This is a genomic window from Pseudoalteromonas sp. P1-30 (assembly GCF_001400005.1).
Taxonomy (GTDB): domain Bacteria; phylum Pseudomonadota; class Gammaproteobacteria; order Enterobacterales; family Alteromonadaceae; genus Pseudoalteromonas; species Pseudoalteromonas atlantica.
The window spans coordinates 165,421-186,936 of the sequence record NZ_LKBC01000002.1 but is presented as its reverse complement, the minus strand read 5'-3'; the positions used below and the strand labels follow the sequence as shown (position 1 = coordinate 186,936).

Sequence of the window (21,516 nt, the reverse complement as noted above, 5' to 3'; positions counted from 1 at the left end):
GGGGAGCATTAAAGCATAATTTAAATTTACTGGAGCTGATAAAATAAAAGCGCGCTAATGAGCGCGCCTAAAAAGAGGCAGAGAGATTAATTTTCTTGTTGGCGAGAGGCTTTTAGCTCTTCACTTAGCTCACCGGCTATTTGCTGAATTTTTGGCATTGCATCTTGCACTAAGCTTTGCGACATTTGCATAGACTCTTGCATTACTACAGGCATTTTTTGAAGAATTTTTTGCCCTGTTTCAGTTTTATAAAACGCCAGCATGTCGGCAATTTCTTGCTCGTTAAAATGTTTGTCGTAAACGTTAACCATCATCGGCTGCATTTTTTTCCAGCTCATTTCGGTTTTAAGTACGTTGGTCATATCTGCATAGTATTTATCAAAAATAGCTTGCTCAGAGGGCTTAACACCCATTTGTGCAGACATGTTTTTCATCATGCCTTCAACTTGCCCGTACATTGAGTCAACCATAGCATCCATGTTCATCACGTTTATTAGCTCGTCTATTTTTTGCTGCTTAGTTGCCTCGTCAGCCAATACGCTGCCAGAAAATATAAGTAACGAAAGTAATAGTGCCTTAGCCATTGTCATATCCTTAAATATAAAAAGTAAGACCATACTCACATGATTAATATCAATCCGCAATAATACTTACTCATTTTACGGGACTAAACGTGCCGTTACTTACGTTAAAAAATGCTCATTCTGAACAACTAAATAGCTAATTTTTTTACTAAATTATCAACACGTTTTACCAGCCTCAGAATAAATTACTTAATTATGCGAATGGGTATAAAATAGTTTGTAAATGTGTAAATCCATACTAAAAAGGCCAAATAAAACATGTTTATTTGGCCTTTTTATCAGTGCACTGGGGCTAATCGTCTTCTACGTTATCGAGCCCTTTTGTGCCTTCTTTTGCTTTAAGCTTATGATGAATCGCTGATTTTATTAACATATACCCACTAATAGGGGCAGTAATTAATAAAAACACGGTAATTAAAATCTCTTTTACGCTTATGGTGTGCACCGACGTGGCAAAAAACACCATTGCAGCAATTAATATGCTGGCCATACCCAGTGTTGTTGCTTTAGTAGGGCCGTGTAAGCGCATGTAAAAATCAGGTAATTTAATTAAGCCCAGCGACCCTATTAAAATAAATAGCCCACCAAAAAGTAGTAATATTGATACAACCCACTCGCTTATCATTTTAATATCCTATTCAATTAAGTCGCCGCGTAGTAAATACTTACATACTGCAACAGTACTTATAAAGCCAAGCATCGCGATTAATAACGCGGCTTCAAAGTACAAACCAGTGCCCATACTAATGCTGTATAAAATAATTAACGCGATAACATTAATGTACATAGTATCTAGGGCTAAAACTCTATCAGGCACTGAGGGGCCTATAATTAATCGCCATAGGTTTAACAGTAACGATAAACCAATCATGGCAAATACAATAAGTAATACAGTATCTAACATTGAAATATCTCCTTTAGGGGAGCTTCGTAGCGCTGTTTAATTTGTTTAATAAGTGCCTCTTCATCTTTTAAATCAAGCACATGTATAAGTAAATAGCGCTGTTTAGGCTTTTCGCCTTCCTCTAGTGACTCAGGAATAGGATATACCTCGGCACTTACTGTACCAGGTGTAAGAGATACACAACTGGCAAGAATTGTAATGGGCATATCGTGTATTAAATCTATAGGCACTTTAACAAAAGCAGGGCGTAACTTTTTAGCTGGGCCAACGATTAATAAGGCTACCTGTAAATTAGCAACCACTATATCGTAAAGTACAATGAGTAATTGTTTTAGTGCCAAACCTGGTTTTAGTATTAAAGGTTGCGGGTCACGTAATGAAACACTTAATAGCGGTATAAATATCGCAAAAAACGTAGCTAATACTATATGCCCTGCGGATACACTATTATTAAGCAACAACCAAATTAAAAATAAAAACAAACTACGAAACGGCGTTGGCAACCAACGATAACGGGCTTGTAACCTCATTACTCACCTCCCTTCATAACTGCATTAATGCCACCACTTATATCATGCAATTGCGTAGCAGCACTGACCATGTATTCACTTATTGGTCCGCCAAAAACAACTAACAAAGGTGAGCACGCAAGTAGCCCTACAATTATCATCACTTGTAATGGGTGAGCATTTTCGCCCTCGGCGCTTTCTGTTTTATTGCCTTTTCTTTCCCAAAACATACTTGTACCAGCACGAGAAAGTGCAACTAATAAAACAAAGCTAGCAATTAAATAAACAGGCCAAAATAGTAAGGCTTGCTCGCTATTTAAGGTTGTTTTGAGGATCCAAACTTTTCCAACAAATCCAGATAGCGGCGGCATACCTACTACGGTTAATGCAGCAATTACAAAGCATGCTCCTAATAAGTAAGGTTGGTTTACGGCTCGTCCGGCAACCAGTCTATCCCCTACTTTGCCCCTTTGTGTGGCAATTAAATCAGCTAATAAAAATAGTGCAGCGCTGACTAAGGTGGAGTGTACTAAATAATAAAGCAGTGCAGCTGTTGCAGTTACGTTTTGCAGTGCAATTAGAGCGACTAACGTGCCCACTGATACAACAACTAAATTTGCCGTTAACTTACGTAAATCTTGCGCAGCCATTACGCCAATTGCACCAACCACTATAGTAGCAATGGCTAAGCCCCATAACCACGATTGCGCCATATGTTCAAGCTCACCGGCTTGCTCACCAAAAATAACGGTATAAACGCGCAGCATGGCGTATACACCCACCTTGGTCATAATAGCAAATAAAGCGGCAACCACAGGCTTTGCACTGGCATAAGTATTTGGTAGCCACAAGTGCAAAGGGAGCAATGCGGCTTTTAAAGCAAATACAACTAACAGCAGTAAGCCGCCGGCCTTCGCCAAATAGACATCATCGCCCGTTAACAGGGCTACTTTTTGCGTCATATCAGCGATGTTTAATGTACCCAGTACGCCGTATAAAATACCTAGACCAATTAAAAATACGCTCGAGCCAACCAAATTTAATATGACGTATTGGAGCGCTGCACGGGTATTTTGTTTATCACCGGCATGCATAAGTAGTGAGTATGAGGCAATCAACAACACCTCAAAAAACACAAATACATTAAATAAGTCACCCGTTAAAAATGCCCCATTAACACCTAATATTAAAAAATGAACTAATGGATGAAAAAAGTTTCCTTTTGCATCATCGCCGGCACAGCCATATAAAATGACTCCCATTCCTAAAAAGGATGTGAGTGCAACCAATAAAGTAGAAAGCATATCGGCAACAAGCACTATGCCAAAAGGAGCAGACCAATTACCAATAGCGTATACATTGATACCACTGTTATATATATGGATTAACAGCAATGCACTAACAACAAATGTGATCACCGCCATGATTGATGAGGCAATACGGCGAATACGTAAACTTTTACCACAGGGTGGCAAAAGCAATATTACCGCTGCCAACATAGGTAATAAAATAGGCAAAGAGGTTAAATGTTGAATCATTTTTGCTCCTTGCTATCGGCTGCACTTTTGATGATTTGCCCATCAACATGATCGCTTCCTAAATCGGCTCTACCACGTATAGCCAAAATAACCACAAACGCAGTCATTGCAAACCCTATCACTATTGCAGTAAGTACTAGTGCTTGAGGTAAAGGGTCGGCATATTCAGCCCCTGTACCAAGCACAACCGCTTTATTTATGGTTAAGCGACCCGCAGAAAACAAAAATAAGTTAACGGCATAGGAAATCATAGTAAGGCCAAGCACTACCGGAAACGTACGGGCTCTTAGCAGTAAAAACACACCACAACTAACTAATACACCAACGCAAGATGCGTACAATAGCTCCATTAAATATTTACCTCTTTTTTCTGGGTATCTGCTGTCATGTTGCCAAGGCTTGCTAATATCATTAACGTGGCTCCAACCACTGTTAAATAAACGCCTAAATCAAACACAATTGCGCTTGCAAGTTCTGTTTTGCCAATAAATGGGATATCGAAATAATCAAACCACGTAGTTAAAAACGGCCGTTCAAAGAACCAGCTACCGACTCCAGTAAACAAGGCAATACCGATACCTGATGCAATAATTTTCCGGTAGTTGACTGCAAAGCGCTCGCTTATCCAAGCTGAGCCATGAGCCATGTACTGCAATATAAAGGCAATTGATGTTACTAAACCTGCAATAAAGCCGCCGCCAGGTAAGTTATGACCACGTAAGAAAATATAAGCCGATACTAATAATGCAAGCGGTAATAAGCTATGCGAAATACTGGCAAGTAGTATAGGGTGTCGTTCGCGTGCCCATGGGCGCCCTTCACCATCACTTGCTGGCATGAACAATGGAATACGAGAAAGCACTTTAAATATACCCAACGCTGCAATACCCAATACGGTTATTTCGCCTAGGGTGTCAAAGCCCCTAAAATCAACCAAAATAACGTTCACTACATTGGTACCGCCACCTCCAGTTTTGGCATTGGCTATGAAAAAATCTGATATCGATTCGAGTGGCCGTGTAAGTAATGCATAACATATACTTGCCACCACAACACCTAATGTTGAGGCTATCCCTAAATCTCTGAGTACTCGTAACGAACTAGACTCTTTAGGCGTATGTTGTGGTAAGAAAAACAACGCCAACATTAATAAAATAACGGTTGCTACTTCTACCGTTAATTGCGTAAGCGCTAAGTCGGGCGCAGAAAAACGCGTAAACGCCACCGACACCATAAGCCCTACAATAGAAATCATTAGTAACGCAACTACGCGTGAGCGATGCCAAATAACGGTAGCAAAAGCACCTATAATCAGTAGGCCTGCACCTATTGCGTTATGAACATCAACCGGAATACGCGGCATACTGCCCGCTAATTGTTGCATTTCAAATAATGGCCAACCGGCACATAACAATACCACCGCCAGCATTACAAAAATGTAGCGTTGTAATGAGCCGTTTTCGATAGTGTTTACCCTGCTTTGGCACCAATTAATAACTTTAAGCACAATTAGCTCAAAGGTTTTTTTAGCATTAAGTGGCGGTAATGATGCTTGAAATTGAAATAGGTATTTACGATTTATATAAATAAACAAACCACCCACTACCGCCATGGCGCTCATTAATAGCGGTAAGTTAAAACCATGCCATATAGCCAGTTCGTACTCTGGTACCTTTTGACCAAGTACAGCCAAAGACGCAGCAGATAAAATGCCATCGACTGAAAAATGCGGGAACAAACCAACCAGCACACACAGCACAACCAATACTTCAATAGGGAGTCGCATGTAACGCGGAGCCTCATGCGGCTGGCGTGGTAAATCAATTGGCTCGCCATTAAAAAATACATCGTGAATAAAACGCGACGAATAAGCCACCGATAACGCCCCTGCAATAGTGGCTAACACCGGGATTAACCACGACATAGAGCCAAGCACTTGCTGATGTAAGGTTTCGGCAAAAAACATTTCTTTAGATAAAAAGCCGTTAAGCAATGGCACACCCGCCATTGAAGCAGCCGCAACCATGGCAAGTGTGGCCGTATACGGTAAATACCGCCACATACCATTAAGCTTACGCATATCACGAGTGCCGGTTTCATGGTCAATTATACCTGCTGCCATAAATAGCGAGGCTTTAAACGTGGCATGATTAATAATATGGAATATTGCCGCCACAGTAGAGAGCTCAGTATCTAGGCCCAATAACAGGGTAATTAACCCTAAATGGCTAATGGTTGAGTACGCTAACAGACCCTTTAAATCGTGTTTAAATAAGGCGATATAAGCGCCAAATAAAAGCGTTGTTAAACCGGTTAAACCAACCAGTAAAAACCAAGTATCTGTACCTGAAAGTACTGGGTGAAAACGCGCTAATAAAAATATACCTGCTTTTACCATAGTCGCAGAGTGTAAATACGCGCTAACAGGGGTTGGGGCTGCCATAGCGTGAGGAAGCCAAAAATGAAATGGAAACTGTGCCGATTTAGTAAATGCACCTAGCAAAACTAATACCAGTGCTGTTTCGTATAAATCATGTGATTGAACAATTGCCTTGCTAGCTAAAATTACATCTAGGTCGTAACTGCCAACTATATCGGCCACTAACATTAAACCTGCCAGCAATGCTAAGCCACCGGCACCGGTAACAGCTAGCGCCATGCGAGCGCCCTTTCGTGCTTCTGTTTTATGCCACCAATAGCTAATTAATAAAAACGAGCTAATGCTGGTCAATTCCCAAAACAGCCAAAGCTGAATAACATTGTTAGACATAACAATGCCCAGCATTGCGGTCATAAACAGCAATAAGTAACTATACAGCTTAGCTAAGGAGTCGTTTTTACTCAGATAATAACGTGCGTAGGTAATTACCAGTATGCCTATGCCTAAAATCATAAACATAAAGAGTAAGCTCAAGCCATCAAGACGAAATGATAAGTCCAGTCCAACAGCGGGGATCCACGTTACAGCATAACGAATCGTTTCACCTGCTAAAATAGCGGGGGTGTGGTATAGCGTAATACCTAATGCTGCTAAAGGGGCAAGTACAGTGACAGCTGCAGCTTGCGTACGGGATAGTTTGCCGGTGCATGAAGAAATAACACTGCCAATTAAGGATAACAAAGGTATCCAGAGCAAAGTCATAATGTAGGGCCTTTTATAATCATAAGTTTATCCTTACGTTTTATACATCACGAAAAGATGCTTTTACTGTCTGTTTTTAAACGACATTAATACGTACAGTTATACTTATAAACGGCCATTTTGTCTATAGATAGCAAGCCTAATCGATTTAAATTTAATCAAGCTGAGCGGTTTTAGCAGCATTGATTTGATCAACCCACAAAGCCCTGTACCGCTTTGATAAACCGAGTTGTTGATACTGCATAATTGACCATTGCTTAGCTGGCTTATATGCCACGCCGCCTTGCTGGCAACTTAAGCTTTTGTGCCATCCATTTGGCGCAGCCTCACCTTGCGAAATATATAAATTTGGGGCCACGTATCCTTGGCGTTTACACAACCAACGCTGTTTAGAAATAGGTAGCGTATATTCATCTTCAAAACCACTAAAGTGCATTAGCTCATGCAAAAATACATTATAGTTTGCTTGGGTACTTAGCTGCATTTTTTTACCTGTTACATTGGCGCTGCCGCTCGTGCCCATAATTACAGTGTAGTCATAGCCGTTAGTAGACTGCGCTTTTAAGTGCGCGTTTTGCCATAGGCAATTAGCCATGCCCGAGGTGGTAGCGCAGTCAATTGCGCCCCCAGCGTAAACCGGTTTACTTAAGCAATACGCCCCGCTTTGCGGCTCAGGTTTTTTATTATACTGCGCGGCAAAACTTGATAACTTAAACAAGGCTTCTCTATTTACACCCAATAGCAGCACATTGTAACTACAGCTATTGTTAATCGGCGGGCGTGTATTTAACGCTGCAAAACCAAGTTGATGTAAAAAGGAAGGCGAAACTTGCTCATAGTCACTCCCTTTGTGCAGCGCTAAATGGTTAAATGCCGCGCCTTTAGGCAGTAAGTTTTGGGTTAACAATAGTTGAAGGTCATTCCAGCGACCTTGCTTTAAAAGAGCATGCGCGAGTTGTTGGCGCTTGTTATGCCCAACATGCTCAATACTTTGTAGCCAAAATAACTTTGCTTGTTCGTTTTTGCTTGCATTAATCAGTTTTAAAGAATAATTGTACTGGGCTGATGGGATATTTTTACGCGCTAAAAAGCCTAAGGTCAGCTCGGGAAGATGCGCAATATTATTTGAAAAGTAACGGGGAAATTGCCAATAACTTTGCAGCGGATTAGCCTGAGCGTGAAGTACATGCCAAAAGCTAATGCTGCTTAACTGGTTGCTAGAGCCTGCAATAAACAGGCTAAATAGCAAACCAATCAGATAACACGGGTATTTAACTAGCGTCTGCACCAGCCATAAGCTCAAGCTCTAAACGTGCATATTTGTATTCAATAAACTCATGCACATTAGTGGATAATGCCAACCTAAAGTAATCAGCAGCTAAAAACTGCTCCCCGGCTGCTTGGTGCATTTTGGCTAAATAAAAGTACGCCTCGCACAAGCGCTGTGCGTATTCTTGCTCTGACTTAACGCCCTCGCTAATACCCGATAAAAACGTATGCTCACTCATATCGCCGGTATAAAGCGAAATTAACTGATACGCCCATTGCGATTCATCAAGGGCTGCAGCATTTGTTTTAAGAGCCGCTAATGCTTGTTGTTTATCCTCTTGTGATTGTGCAAGGTAAAGCCATAACACACGATAAGGATCGTTTGGTGAACGTGCTAAAAACTCATCAAAGTCACTTTGCGCTAGGTTTGCTCTTTCACCATAATACAGTGCAATACCACGGTTTAAATAAGCGTATTCATGCTCTTCATTAAGCTCAAGGGCTGAGTCAAAAAACTCATACGCTTTTTCGTATTGCTGCATTAAAGTGTGCTGAATACCTAAAAAGTTATACACCTCAGCTAAATCAGGCTTTAGTTTTATAGCGCGGTTAAAATCAATGCGCGATAACGTGGTCATTCCTAAGCTATCAAATAATACCCCACGGTCATAGTAAAGCTTAGCTTGTTGCTCGGTACTTAAATCGGCTCTATTTAATAGCTCAGAGTAACGTGCAATCGCAATTTCACTTCTAAAGTCAGATGCAAGGGGTGCAGTAAAAGGCACATTAACAATCGGCGTAGGTTTTGATTCAGTCGTGGTTTGGCAAGCGCTTAAAGACAAAATAGCAAAAGATGCCAAAGCTAAATGTTTGAGTATCATTAAAATCCTTAATACCAAGATATATCGCAATAAAAATAAGACAGACCTTGTCTAATAAGGTTTCATTAAAGCATAAAAAAAGGGGCTAAACAGCCCCTTTTTTATTATCCCGCGTATATTAACGGGTTAAAGTTTAGCAATTATGCGTCTTTTGACTCATCAGCTGCAGGTGCTGCTGATTCCATTGCTTCTTTAATGCTTAGACGTACACGGCCTTGGCGGTCTACTTCTAGTACTTTAACTTTAACTTCTTGACCTTCACTTAAGTGGTCAGTTACGTTGTTAACACGCTCTGTGCTGATTTGAGAAATATGCACTAGGCCATCTTTACCAGGAAGAATGTTTACAAACGCACCAAAGTCAACAATACGTACAACTTTACCAGTGTAGATAGTACCTACTTCTAGTTCTGCTGTTAATTGCTCAATACGTGTAATTGCGTTTTGCGCGCTTTCACCGTCTGTTGCAGCAATCTTAATTGTACCGTCGTCTTCAATTTCAATTGTTGTGCCTGTCTCTTCAGTAAGTTGACGGATTGTAGCGCCACCTTTACCAATTACTTCAGCAATCTTCTTAGCAGGAATTTGCATAGTGTAGATGCGAGGAGCAAACATTGATAATTCTTCAGAAGGAGCAGAAATCGCTTCATCCATCACACCTAAAATGTGTAAACGTGCAGCTTTTGCTTGTTTAAGCGCAATTTGCATGATTTCTTGTGTGATACCTTCAATCTTGATATCCATTTGTAGTGCAGTGATACCGTTAGTAGTACCTGCTACTTTAAAGTCCATGTCACCTAAGTGATCTTCATCACCTAAGATATCTGAAAGAACAACAAACTTCTCATCTTCTTTCACAAGACCCATCGCGATACCCGCAACAGACGCTTTAATTGGTACACCCGCGTTCATAAGTGCTAGTGACGTACCACAAACAGATGCCATTGAAGACGAACCGTTAGATTCAGTGATTTCAGATACAACACGAATTGAGTAAGGGAACTCAGTAAGTGTAGGCATTACAGCAGAAATACCACGCTTAGCTAGGTTACCGTGACCAATTTCACGACGCTTAGGAGAACCTACAAAACCAGTTTCACCTACACAGAATGGAGGGAAGTTGTAGTTAAGCATGAAGTGGTTTTTGTGAGTACCCGTTAAATCATCGATTAACTGTGAATCACGTTCTGTACCAAGTGTAGCTGTAACTAATGCTTGAGTTTCACCACGAGTAAAAATTGCAGAACCGTGAGTACGTGGTAATACACCTGTCATTACGTCTAGTGCACGGATCATGTCTGGTTCGCGACCATCGATACGTTTTTCACCAGCAGTGATGCGGCCACGTACAATTTTCTTCTCTAAAGAACCAAATACTTTACCTACTTCTTGCTTATCAAGTGTTTCATCTTCAGCAAGCTCGCTTGTAAGCGCTTCAATTACAGCGTCTTTTGCTGCAGTTAATGCTTCTTTACGCGCTACTTTATCGGTAATACGGTAAGCTTCACCTACTTTATCAGCAGCAAGTTCAGCTACTTTTTCTTCAAGCGATACGTTTTTCTCAGGTGCAGACCAATCCCATGTAGGCTTGCCCGCTTCTGCTTTAAATTCGTTAATTGCGTTGATAATAGCTTGAGATTGCTCATGGCCGTATACAACCGCACCTAGCATTACGTCTTCAGCTAGTACGTCAGCTTCTGATTCAACCATTAGTACTGCGTTATCAGTACCCGCTACAACTAAATCAAGTTGGCTTTCTTCAAGCTCTTTTAGTGTTGGGTTAAGTACGTACTCACCGTTGATGTAACCAACGCGTGACGCACCAATTGGGCCGCTAAATGGGATACCAGAGATAGCAAGTGCTGCTGATGTACCAATCATCGCAACCATATCTGGTTGGATTTCAGGGTTTACAGATACAACGGTTGCAATAACTTGTACTTCGTTTACGAAACCATTTGGGAAAAGTGGACGAATTGGACGGTCAATAAGACGTGCAATAAGTGTTTCGCCATCGTTAGGACGACCTTCACGCTTTAAGAAACCACCCGGGATACGACCCGCAGCGTACATACGCTCTTGGTAGTTAACTGTTAGTGGGAAAAAGTCTTGACCAGGTTGAGCTTCACGCTTACCAACGACAGTAACTAATACTGACGTGTCACCGATGCTTGCTAATACTGCGCCGTCTGCTTGACGTGCGATTGCACCTGTTTCTAGGGTAACTGTGTGTTGACCTAGTTGAAATTCTTTAATAATTGCTTGCACTTAAAATATTCCTTAAATGTTTTTATATTTCATTAATAAGTGTCATTAAAAGGGCCAATTACAGTACATAATTGTATTCAGTTGGAAATCAATTAAGTACTACAATTGGCAAAGTTTTTAATGACTGCAGATAACCTATTTATCTACGCGCATAGTATATACCAAAGCGACGTAAAATTGCGAGCCTACCCAAAGATAAAACGTAATCGCTTTTGCCACATTATTTTTTAATTGTTTTATAGAAAGGCGTTTAATTAAGCGTGGAATTTTTAGCTATTAAAAACCTTTAGATAGCTAGGTGAATAATTCGCTATTAAATTGTTCTTAAAGATAATTTTAACGCAGTGGTTGCAAGCGTTGCCTAGCCTTATTTATTAAGTGCTAGCACAAGGTTGTGTTATTTATATTAAAGGGAGGTTAAATTAACGATGGGGTGTGAAGCGTTAAATTTAGGCACAAAAAAAGGAGCTATAAAGCTCCTTTTCTCGTAATCAAGTTCTTAGCGACGTAGGCCAAGCTCTTGGATTAACGCAGTATAACGCGAGATATCTTTACCTTTAAGGTAATCAAGCAATTTACGGCGAGTACTTACTTTACGAAGCAGACCACGACGTGAGTGGAAGTCATGCTTGTGGTCAGCAAAGTGACCTTGAAGCTTGTTGATATCAAAAGTAAGTAAAGCTACTTGTACTTCAGGTGAACCAGTGTCGCCTTCAGCACGTGCAAATTTAGCAATGATATCGATTTTTTCTTGATTGCTTAGTGACATAATAACTCCAAAAGTTAAATTTAATAGGTGCTTTAGCCGATCACTAATTCAGCCAAAACGATTAAGCGGGCGTATTCTACCAACTATGAGAATAACTACAAGTTAAAGTTTACTCGGGTTGCTGATTAGACAAGCCACGCTTTGATTTTAAATGCCCGTCAGGGTTGCGCTCACCGGTGCCAATAAATACACCATCAGCAAGAACTTTAATTGCCCCTTCGGGTAAATCAGTGCCTAATACGACTGCTTGGCCATGGCTAAACGAAACACCCTGCTCTTTGCTAATTTCTACAACGGGTAAATCAACCAATGCACTATCCATTGGCAATAGTAATTCATCAAGGTATGTAGAAGGGGCAACCTCTTCTTCTTTGGCCTTGGCTAATAAGGTTTCAAGGTGCTCAAGCGATACCATTTTATCTTTAGGGTAATGGCCAACCGCTGAGCGATGCAGCATAATAACATGTGCGCCACAGCCTAGGTTTTCACCTAAATCATCAACAATAGTACGAATGTAGGTCCCTTTAGATACATGGGCGGTCATTTGTACTTCGTTATTTGCTTCATCAAACTCATCAAGCGTTAAGCTAAACACGTTTATTTTTCGGCATTTACGCGGTACTTCAATACCTTCACGCGCGTATTTATATAAAGGCTTACCTTCATATTTAAGCGCTGAGTACATTGATGGATACTGATCTGACTCGCCTAAAAACTTTTCAATTTCTGCGGCTAACTGTTCAGTGGTAACGTTTACATCACGGGTTTCAACCACTTCGCCATCTGAATCAGAGGTCGTTGTGCGCTCACCTAGCTTTGCTCTTACCACATAGGTTTTATCTGTATCGAGCAAAAATTGGGTAAACTTGGTCGCTTCACCAAAGCAAATAGGTAACATGCCAGTGGCCAGTGGGTCTAGCGCACCGGTATGGCCAGCTTTTTGGGCAAAATAAATACCTTTAGCTTGCTGTAGGGCTTTGTTCGATGAAATGCCTTGAGGTTTGTTTAACAACAAAATACCATCAATCGGACGGCCTTTACTGCGTCTTGCCATTAGTCTTTAGTGCCTTCTTCGCTATCAGTTTCATCATCAACATGTTTAGCGTTATCTTCGCGAATAACCGAGTCCACTAAGTTAGAGATACGCATCCCTTCCATTAGTGAGTTATCTACTACAAATTTAAGCTCAGGCATTATACGAGCACGAATACGCTTACCCAGTAACGAGCGGATATAGCCCGTTGCTTCGTTAAGTATTTTTGCGCTTTCTTTTGCTTTGTTTTCATCTTCGGTATTAAACACCGTAATAAAAACTTTTGCGTAAGATAAATCGCGCGATACTTCTACCGCAGACACTGTCACCATGCCTAAGCGCGGATCTTTAATTTCGCGTTGTAAAATTACAGCAATTTCTTTTTGAATTTGCTGAGCAACACGATCAGTGCGAGAAAATTCTCTCATGATTGTTTTCCTAAAATCATAACTTACTGAATTAAAATAATAAGTTAATTAAATAATGGATACAGAAATGGGGGCAAAGCCCCCATTTACAATCTTAGTTTACAAGCAATTAAAGTGTACGTTGTACTTCAACTGTTTCGAATACTTCGATTTGGTCACCAACGCGAACATCGTTGTAGTTCTTAACGCCGATACCACATTCCATGCCGTTACGAACATCTTGAACGTCATCTTTAAAGCGACGTAGTGACTCAAGCTCACCTTCGTAAATAACCACGTTATCACGTAGTACACGAATTGGTGCGCTGCGTTTAATAGTACCTTCAGTAACCATACAACCAGCAATTGCGCCAATTTTTGGAGACTTAAACACGTCACGTACTTCAGCAAGACCAATAATCTCTTGCTTAAACTCAGGAGCAAGCATACCAGACATGGCTTGCTTAACTTCTTCGATTAGCGCGTAGATTACGCTGTAGTAGCGAAGGTCTAAGTTTTCAGTATCGATCACTTTACGTGCAGATGCATCAGCACGAACGTTGAAGCCAACTACGATTGCGTTAGATGCAGCAGCAAGTGTTGCATCAGTTTCGGTGATACCACCTACGCCAGAACCAACAATCTTCACTTTTACCTCATCAGTAGAAAGCTTAGTTAGTGAGTCTGAAATTGCTTCGATTGAACCTTGAACGTCTGCTTTAAGTACCACGTTAACTTCTGATACATCGCCTTCAGCCATGTTAGTAAACATGTTTTCAAGCTTCGCTTTTTGCTGACGAGCCAATTTAACGTCGCGGAATTTACCTTGACGGTATAAAGCAACTTCACGCGCTTTACGCTCATCTTTAACAACAGTCGCTTCATCACCTGCAGCCGGAATACCAGATAGACCTAAAATCTCAACAGGAATAGAAGGACCCGCTGATTTAATGTCTTTACCGTTTTCGTCTTTCATTGCACGAACACGGCCGTATTCAAGACCACACAGTACGATATCACCTTGGTTAAGGGTACCTGATTGAACTAAGATAGAAGCAACCGGACCACGTCCTTTATCAAGACGAGATTCAATTACAACACCTGCTGCCATGCCTTCTGATGGAGCACGAAGCTCTAAAAGCTCAGATTGCATAAGAACAGCTTCAAGTAAGTCATCAATACCTAAGCCTGTTTTAGCTGAGATATGAACGTACTGCGTATCGCCGCCCCAATCTTCAGGGATAACGTCTAGCTGAGCTAGCTCGTTTTTAACGCGATCTGGATCTGCGCCTTCTTTATCCATTTTGTTTACAGCAATGATTAAAGGAACGCCAGCTGCGCGAGCATGCTGTACCGCTTCTTTAGTTTGTGGCATTACACCATCGTCTGCTGCAACCACTAGGATTACGATATCTGTCGCTTTAGCACCACGTGCACGCATTGATGTAAACGCGGCGTGACCTGGTGTATCTAAGAAAGTGATCATGTTGCCGTTAGTTTCAACGTGGTATGCACCAATGTGCTGTGTAATACCACCGGCTTCGCCTGATGCAACTTTAGCTGAACGAATGTAATCAAGCGTTGATGTTTTACCATGGTCAACGTGACCCATTACAGTTACTACTGGCGCACGCGGCTCAGACTTACCATCTTCATGACGGTCATTTAGTACTGTTTGCTCTAATTCGTTTTCTTTAACGATGATAACTTTGTGACCCATTTCTTCAGCAACAAGTTGAGCTGTTTCTTGGTCAATCACTTGGTTAATGGTAACCATGTCACCCATTTTCATCATTGTTTTAACAACTTCAGCGCCTTTAACAGCCATGCGTGATGCAAGCTCAGCTACTGTAATTGTTTCGCTAATACGCACTTCATTTTTAACATCGGCAGTTGGTTTTTGGAAACCATGTTGCAACGATGTAGGTGCTTTTAGCTTGCCTTTACGGCCTTTAGCGCCTGCAAATTTATCTTTTGCTGGGGCTTTTTTCTTTTTCTTCGCGCGGCGTGAACCTTGCTCATCACGTGCATCGGCAACATCTTCTGCCTCACGTGCATAAGTAGAAGTCGTAAGATGGTGATCCGCGGTTTCTTCGCGTTTCTTACGTTCTTCTTCTTCTTTTTTCCAGCGAGCTTCATTTTCTTCAGCTAGCTTTCTTGCCTCTTCTGCTTGACGTTTCGCTTCTTCTTCAGCTTTCTTCAATGCGGCCTCTTCTGCTTCTTTCTGCAGACGCTCAGCTTCGATGCGATCTTTCTCAGACTTAGCACTTTGCTCTGGGGTCATCTGCTGTTGTTTAGCTTTACGCTCTGCATCTGCTTTGCGTTTAGCTTCTTCTTTGGCTTTACGATCAGCGTCTTCTTTTGCTTTACGTTCTGCCTCTTGTTTCGCTTTTAATTCAGCGGCTTCTTGTGCAGCTTTTTGCTGCTCTTCGATACGCGCTTTTTCTTCAGCGGCTAGACGTTGCTGTTCTTGCTCTTGCTCCATTGCGCTCTTTTTCACGTAAGTACGTGTTTTGCGAACTTCAACTTGAACAGCTTTTGCCTTACCCGTAGAGCCCGTTACACTTAATGTGCTTTTGCTCTTACGTTGTAAAGTCATACGTGCTGGGCCATCTGAACCAGTACCACCGTGCGATTTGCTTAAGTGATCAAGTAACTGTGCTTTTTCAGCTTCAGTTACATTATCACCTGCTTTTTTAGTGATACCCGCTTGTGAAAATTGCTGAAGCAATTTATCAACAGTTGTACCTATATCGCCGGCTAGTTTTTCAACATTTACTTCTGCCATAGTGTGTAATACCTCCGTTAATAAATTACTCGTCTGCGAACCAACAAATATTACGTGCAGCCATAATTAGCTCACCTGCTTTTTCAGGTGTTAGCTCTGTAATATCTACCAATTCATCAATACCTTGCTCAGCTAAGTCTTCAAGTGTAATTACACCCTTGCTTGCCATAACAAATGCTAGATGACGCTCTAAGCCTTCAAGCGCAAGTAAGTCTTCAGCAGGCTCTACACCTTCTAAGCTTTCTTCCGTTTTAAGCGCTTTAGTGGTTAATGCATCTTTTGCACGTGAGCGCAGTAAATCAACCGTTTCTTCATCTAGGCCGTCGATTTCTAAAAACTCAGAAGCTGGCACATACGCTACTTCTTCAAGTGTTGAGAAACCTTCGTTGATAAGTAATGATGCAAATTCATCATCAATATCTAAGTTTTCAGTAAATAAGTTAATTAACTTATCTGACTCTGCTTCGTTTTTAGCGCGCATGTCTTCAACAGTCATTACGTTTAGTTCCCAGCCAGTTAATTGGCTTGCTAAACGAACATTTTGACCATTGCGACCAATTGCTTGTGCTAGGTTATCAGCTTCTACAGCGATATCCATTGAATGAGTGTCTTCATCCATTACGATTGAAGCTACTTCAGCCGGTGCCATTGCGTTAATAACAAACTGCGCTGGGTTGTCATCGTAAAGTACGATATCAACACGCTCGCCACCAAGTTCTGATGATACAGCTTGAACACGTGCACCACGCATACCAACACACGCACCTACTGGGTCAATACGCTTGTCGTTAGATTTAACGGCGATTTTAGCGCGTGAACCCGGATCGCGTGCTGCAGCACGAAGCTCAATCATTTCTTCGCCAATCTCTGGCACCTCAATGCGGAATAATTCCATCAGCATTTCTGGTTTTGAACGCGTTACAAATAACTGTGCGCCGCGTGCTTCAGGTTTAACTTCGTAAAGAAGACCACGTATACGATCTCCTGGACGGAAGTTTTCACGTGGCAGCATATCGTCACGGTAAATAACCGCTTCTGCGTTGTTACCTAAATCAAGTACGATTGCATCACGTGTTGCTTTTTTAACGACACCTGTTACTAGCTCGCCTTCTTGGTCTTTATAAGCTTCTACAACTAAAGCGCGCTCAGCTTCACGTACTTTTTGTACGATAACTTGCTTTGCCATTTGTGTAGTTATGCGGTCGAATTTGATAGATTCAATCTGTTCTTCAACATAATCACCCAGTTGCAAGTCAGGTTCTTCAACTTGAGCTGCTTCTAATGTGATTTCGCTGTAAGGGTTTTCTAAAGAACCATCTTCTTGAACTTCTGCAATCTGCCAACGACGGAACGTGTCGTAATCACCGGTTTTACGGTCGATTGATACACGTACTTCAATTTCGCCATCGTGTTTTTTCTTTGTCGCTGTTGCTAGAGCGAACTCTAACGCTTCAAAAATCTTTTCTTTTGGAACCGCTTTCTCATTGGAAACGGCTTCAGCAACCAATAATATCTCTTTTGCCATGGGTAATGCCTCGCTTGCCCTATTCCTTCGCACTCGAATTAAAACTTTGCGATGATGTTCGCACGTTCGATATTGCTAAGCATGATTAAGTGCTCTTCGCCATCGCTTTTAAGTGTGATCATATCACTGCTAACTGCTACTAAGTCGCCTTTAAAATTACGGCGACCGTCTTGTGGAAGCTTAGTACGCACGCGTACTTCCTCTCCTTGCGCCTTCTCGTAGTGATCTTGTTTGAATAATGGACGATCAACACCAGGAGACGATACTTCCAAATCATATTCGTTTGTAATTGGGTCTTCGACGTCTAAAATCGCACTAATTTGGCGACTCGCATCCGCACAATTATCAACAGATATTCCATCCTCATGGTCAATATAAACCCTTAAGGTAGAATGGCGGCCTGCTTGTACAAACTCAAGACCATGTAATTCAAAGCCTAACATTTCTACTGCAGGCGTAAGCATGGTTAATAAATCTTGCTCAAGTTTTGTCACGAAAATCCTCCATACAAACAAAAAAAGGGCTTATAGCCCTAAAATACTGAGTTTAAGTTTTGATTTAATGACAAAGCCATAAATCAATGGTGCAGATACAACAACGCCCCGAACCAAGCGGGGCGTCACACCAATAAAGCATAAAACTGTGTGGCCTCAGGCCAAGCTTGGCTGCGGGTCATTACACTGACCAAATTAAACTACATTAGCTTAAACGCAAAACGCGCATTACTTAGAATGCGCGATATAGAATTAGTAAGGATATACCTACTATAAAAATTGGTTGCGGGAGCCGGATTTGAACCGACGACCTTCGGGTTATGAGCCCGACGAGCTACCAGGCTGCTCCATCCCGCGCCAATAGATATTAAACCTAAAATTCAATATCGCTGTTAGTGGTTAATCAACCGCTAAACAATGGCGGCTATTATAAGGATATACGGGGTAATTAGCAACCATAATAACTAATAAGTTTGATAAAATCAGTGAACCCGCATTTTAAGCTTCACCAGTATGTACTATGATTATGCAGACGTTAAAATGGTAATCGTAACGTCACTAATATGTACGTAAAAAGCCGTATATTCATAAATAAAATATCTAAAATTCATAAAACTGATACAATTTTGTGCTTTTTACGTTTAGATTACGTGCGATATTTGAGCAACGCACTATACTAAAAGCTCACCGATGTGGATAAAAATAAAAATTACAAAATTTAATGAGATTGCTAATGAATACTTATCAGCCACAGTTAATTAAAAGTTTGCATATAGTAAAGCCAAACTTTCATGCGTTTACCGCGCGCTTTCATGCAAAGCTTGAGGAGTCAAATATAACAATGCAGTACCCAAGTGCCGCTTATTTTAACGAAAAAAGTTATATTTTATATTGTGTTTTAGAACGTATAGTTAGGCATTTAGATAACCCATCTTCAGTTGCCCCATTTTTAACCTTTCACTTGCAATACTTAAAAAAGATGGGCGTTACACCAAAAGAAATATCGCTACTGTGCGATGCCTTTTACGATACCTTAAACGAGCACTTAGGGCGTTTATTCACCGCACAAACACAGTTTGCTTGGCAAAAAGCACTTCGTTATTTTGAAAGTTTTGCTAATACAACTTTGTTTAACAAAACAAATGTTATTTCGCTTGAGCAAAAAATCACTCAACTTCGCACAAGTAAGCTTTAAGTAATACAAGCTTTAGCTTTTATGCACGTATGAGCAAACTACCTAGATCCACGTTGTCGCTTTTTACGTACAACTAAATTTAGGTGGTTTATGGCTCATTATAAAGTGTTGCGCCTAATTTTAGGTGATCAACTCAATGCTTCGCATTCGTGGTTTAAAGAAAAAGAGCCTGATACGCTTTATTTAATTGCCGAGTTAAAACAAGAAACCAATTACGTTAAGCACCATGTGCAAAAGTTATGTGCTTTTTTTTATGCGATGGAGCGTTTTGCTACAGCTTTACAAAGCGCGGATTACAGCACACTTCACCTTACCCTTGATGATACCCACCAAGACAAAACCTTGCCTGATTTACTCACGCGCATAGCTAAACTGTATCATTGCAGTGAAATACATTATCAATACCCTGATGAATTTCGCCTCAAAGCACAGCTAAGTAAATTTAAAAAAGAGTCTGATCTTCTTGTTAAAGCCTATGACACCGAGCATTTTATGCTGCCATTTGAGCGAATTAACGATCGGTTTGAAAAAAACAAACATGTGACTATGGAGCACTTTTATCGTGCTATGCGCAAGCAATACACTATTCTTATGGATGGGAGTAGCCCGCAAGGAGGGCAATGGAACTTTGATAGCAATAACAGAAACAAATTTAAAAAAGCAGATTTAAACGCTATCCCCCCGCCAAAATTATTTAATAACGATGTAAGCTCTATCATTAGCAGACTTAAAAAACATAACGTAAATTACTTTGGTGAAATAAATCCTCAGCAGCTGCCATGGCCGCTCACTCGCAAACAAGCCAAAACGTGTTTAGAGTATTTTTGTATCCACCTACTAAAAAATTTCGGCCAGTTTCAAGATGCAATGACCGACCAAGTTACAAATAACGCTAGCTTGTACCATAGCCGTTTATCATTTGCTTTAAACGCCAAGTTAATCCACCCGCTGTACGTTATTAGGCGTGTAATTGACGAATTTAATGCTCATCCCGACACAATTTCGATTTCTCAAGTAGAAGGCTTTGTTAGGCAAATTTTAGGTTGGCGTGAATATGTTCGCTGTATATATTGGGCAAACATGCCCGACTATGCACAAAAAAACCAATTACAGGCTAACCAGTCGTTACCGGGGTACTTTTGGCAGGGTAATGTAAAAATGAACTGTTTAAGCCATGCATTAACGCAGAGCTTAGACACCGCATACGCTCATCATATTCAAAGATTAATGATCATTGGTAATTTTTGCTTATTAACAGGCATCGACCCTAATGAAGTCGACCAATGGTATTTAGGGGTTTATATTGATGCCATTGAATGGGTTGAAATGCCTAACACCCGTGGCATGAGCCAATTTGCAGATGATGCTATTATCGCCACTAAACCCTATGCAGCCAGTGGTAATTACATCAATAAAATGAGCGATTACTGCAAAAACTGTCATTATGATGTTAAGCAAAAAGTAGGTGAGAAGGCGTGTCCTTACAACAGCTTATATTGGCAATTTATGGATAAACACCGCGCATTACTTGAAAAAAACCCACGCATTGGCATGGTTTATAGAAACTGGGATAAACAAACACCCCAACTTCAACAGCAGACCTTAGCCCAAGCAAATTATTATTTAACGCATATAAACGAGTTATAAAAACGAAAAAGCCGCCTCAGTTGAGGCGGCTACAATCAGGGAAAATGTTTATTAGCGATTATTTACCTTCGATTAGGTTTCCACCGCCAATTTCAATTTTACGAGGTTTAAGTGCTTCTGGGATTTCGCGCTCCAGGTCAATGCTAAGCAGACCGTTGGCTAAATCGGCACCGAGTACTTTTACATGATCCCCAAGTTGAAACTTACGCTCAAAGTTACGTTCAGCTATACCTTGATGAATAAATTTGCGCTCTTCATTTTCATCTTTGTTTGGTTTAGTGCCTGCAACTTTTAAAGTGTTGTTCTCTGACTCAATGGTCAGTTCATTTTCACTAAAACCAGCAACGGCCATAGTGATTCTGTATTTGTCTTTATCTAGTGCTTCGATATTGTAAGGAGGAAAGCTAGGCTGCTTGTCTGTACGAGCTGCCGCATCCATTAAAGATGCTAAATGATCAAAGCCGATGAATGAACGATAAAGTGGTGATAAGTCTACTGTACGCATAATAATATCCTCATATTTAAGCGATATAATGTTGTTACTTTTCGTTTGAACAAGTACAA

At 40.9% G+C, this 21,516-nt stretch carries 19 protein-coding genes and 1 tRNA gene; 2 read left to right on the top strand and 18 right to left on the bottom strand.

What is annotated here, in order from left to right; genetic code table 11:
• Positions 1-86: 86 nt before the first annotated feature.
• From AN395_RS04335 to AN395_RS04255, 17 genes are all read right to left on the bottom strand, one after another.
• On the bottom strand, positions 87-584 hold the full coding sequence (locus AN395_RS04335) for a DUF2059 domain-containing protein (RefSeq protein WP_054982209.1): 498 nt from the start codon (positions 582-584) through the stop codon (positions 87-89).
• 292 nt (positions 585-876) lie between these two features.
• Positions 877-1,209: a Na+/H+ antiporter subunit G gene (locus AN395_RS04330; RefSeq protein WP_004585897.1), complete on the bottom strand. Its 333-nt coding sequence runs from the start codon at positions 1,207-1,209 to the stop codon at positions 877-879.
• A 9-nt stretch (positions 1,210-1,218) separates the two neighbouring features.
• A complete protein-coding gene (locus AN395_RS04325; protein WP_004585896.1) occupies positions 1,219-1,488 on the bottom strand; it encodes a K+/H+ antiporter subunit F in 270 nt (89 codons plus the stop codon).
• A complete protein-coding gene (locus AN395_RS04320) occupies positions 1,482-2,018 on the bottom strand; it encodes a Na+/H+ antiporter subunit E (protein WP_054982208.1) in 537 nt (178 codons plus the stop codon). Before AN395_RS04320 ends, AN395_RS04325 begins: the two co-directional genes overlap by 7 nt.
• Positions 2,018-3,535 (bottom strand): monovalent cation/H+ antiporter subunit D, encoded by a 1,518-nt coding sequence (locus AN395_RS04315; protein WP_054982207.1) that lies wholly within the window; start codon positions 3,533-3,535, stop codon positions 2,018-2,020. The genes AN395_RS04320 and AN395_RS04315 overlap by 1 nt, the downstream gene beginning before the upstream one ends.
• Positions 3,532-3,885, bottom strand: a complete 354-nt coding sequence (locus tag AN395_RS04310) for a Na+/H+ antiporter subunit C (RefSeq protein WP_004585893.1) — start codon at positions 3,883-3,885, stop codon at positions 3,532-3,534. Before AN395_RS04310 ends, AN395_RS04315 begins: the two co-directional genes overlap by 4 nt.
• Positions 3,885-6,677 carry a monovalent cation/H+ antiporter subunit A gene (locus tag AN395_RS04305; RefSeq protein ID WP_024033786.1) on the bottom strand — a complete coding sequence of 931 codons (2,793 nt, stop codon included), beginning with the start codon at positions 6,675-6,677 and terminating at the stop codon, positions 3,885-3,887. Before AN395_RS04305 ends, AN395_RS04310 begins: the two co-directional genes overlap by 1 nt.
• Before the next feature lie 154 nt (positions 6,678-6,831).
• On the bottom strand, positions 6,832-7,965 hold the full coding sequence (locus AN395_RS04300) for a hypothetical protein (protein ID WP_054982206.1): 1,134 nt from the start codon (positions 7,963-7,965) through the stop codon (positions 6,832-6,834).
• The gene (nlpI, locus tag AN395_RS04295) at positions 7,949-8,827 is read right to left on the bottom strand and encodes a lipoprotein NlpI (protein ID WP_029773956.1); all 879 of its coding nucleotides are present in this window, start codon (positions 8,825-8,827) and stop codon (positions 7,949-7,951) included. Before nlpI ends, AN395_RS04300 begins: the two co-directional genes overlap by 17 nt.
• A gap of 140 nt (positions 8,828-8,967) precedes the next feature.
• Positions 8,968-11,094: a polyribonucleotide nucleotidyltransferase gene (pnp, locus tag AN395_RS04290; RefSeq protein ID WP_004585889.1), complete on the bottom strand. Its 2,127-nt coding sequence runs from the start codon at positions 11,092-11,094 to the stop codon at positions 8,968-8,970.
• Positions 11,095-11,593: 499 nt separating this feature from the next.
• Positions 11,594-11,863 carry a 30S ribosomal protein S15 gene (gene rpsO, locus AN395_RS04285; protein WP_004585888.1) on the bottom strand — a complete coding sequence of 90 codons (270 nt, stop codon included), beginning with the start codon at positions 11,861-11,863 and terminating at the stop codon, positions 11,594-11,596.
• A 109-nt stretch (positions 11,864-11,972) separates the two neighbouring features.
• The gene (gene truB / locus AN395_RS04280; RefSeq protein WP_054982205.1) at positions 11,973-12,917 is read right to left on the bottom strand and encodes a tRNA pseudouridine(55) synthase TruB; all 945 of its coding nucleotides are present in this window, start codon (positions 12,915-12,917) and stop codon (positions 11,973-11,975) included.
• On the bottom strand, positions 12,917-13,324 hold the full coding sequence (gene rbfA, locus AN395_RS04275; protein WP_004585886.1) for a 30S ribosome-binding factor RbfA: 408 nt from the start codon (positions 13,322-13,324) through the stop codon (positions 12,917-12,919). The genes truB and rbfA overlap by 1 nt, the downstream gene beginning before the upstream one ends.
• A 109-nt stretch (positions 13,325-13,433) precedes the next feature.
• Positions 13,434-16,091 (bottom strand): translation initiation factor IF-2, encoded by a 2,658-nt coding sequence (gene infB / locus AN395_RS04270; protein WP_004585885.1) that lies wholly within the window; start codon positions 16,089-16,091, stop codon positions 13,434-13,436.
• Positions 16,092-16,116: 25 nt separating this feature from the next.
• On the bottom strand, positions 16,117-17,616 hold the full coding sequence (nusA, locus tag AN395_RS04265) for a transcription termination factor NusA (RefSeq protein WP_004585884.1): 1,500 nt from the start codon (positions 17,614-17,616) through the stop codon (positions 16,117-16,119).
• A gap of 38 nt (positions 17,617-17,654) precedes the next feature.
• Positions 17,655-18,110, bottom strand: a complete 456-nt coding sequence (gene rimP, locus AN395_RS04260) for a ribosome maturation factor RimP (protein ID WP_004585883.1) — start codon at positions 18,108-18,110, stop codon at positions 17,655-17,657.
• 280 nt (positions 18,111-18,390) lie between these two features.
• Positions 18,391-18,467: transfer RNA gene (locus tag AN395_RS04255), tRNA-Met, on the bottom strand.
• Between the two features lie 376 nt (positions 18,468-18,843).
• Between AN395_RS04255 and AN395_RS04250 the strand changes: the two genes are divergently transcribed.
• A complete protein-coding gene (locus AN395_RS04250) occupies positions 18,844-19,305 on the top strand; it encodes a globin (RefSeq protein WP_004585882.1) in 462 nt (153 codons plus the stop codon).
• Between the two features lie 90 nt (positions 19,306-19,395).
• Positions 19,396-20,952, top strand: a complete 1,557-nt coding sequence (locus AN395_RS04245; protein WP_054982204.1) for a cryptochrome/photolyase family protein — start codon at positions 19,396-19,398, stop codon at positions 20,950-20,952.
• A gap of 58 nt (positions 20,953-21,010) precedes the next feature.
• Here AN395_RS04245 and AN395_RS04240 read toward each other — a convergent pair whose 3' ends face one another.
• The gene (locus AN395_RS04240; RefSeq protein ID WP_004585880.1) at positions 21,011-21,457 is read right to left on the bottom strand and encodes an Hsp20 family protein; all 447 of its coding nucleotides are present in this window, start codon (positions 21,455-21,457) and stop codon (positions 21,011-21,013) included.
• Positions 21,458-21,516 lie beyond the last annotated feature (59 nt).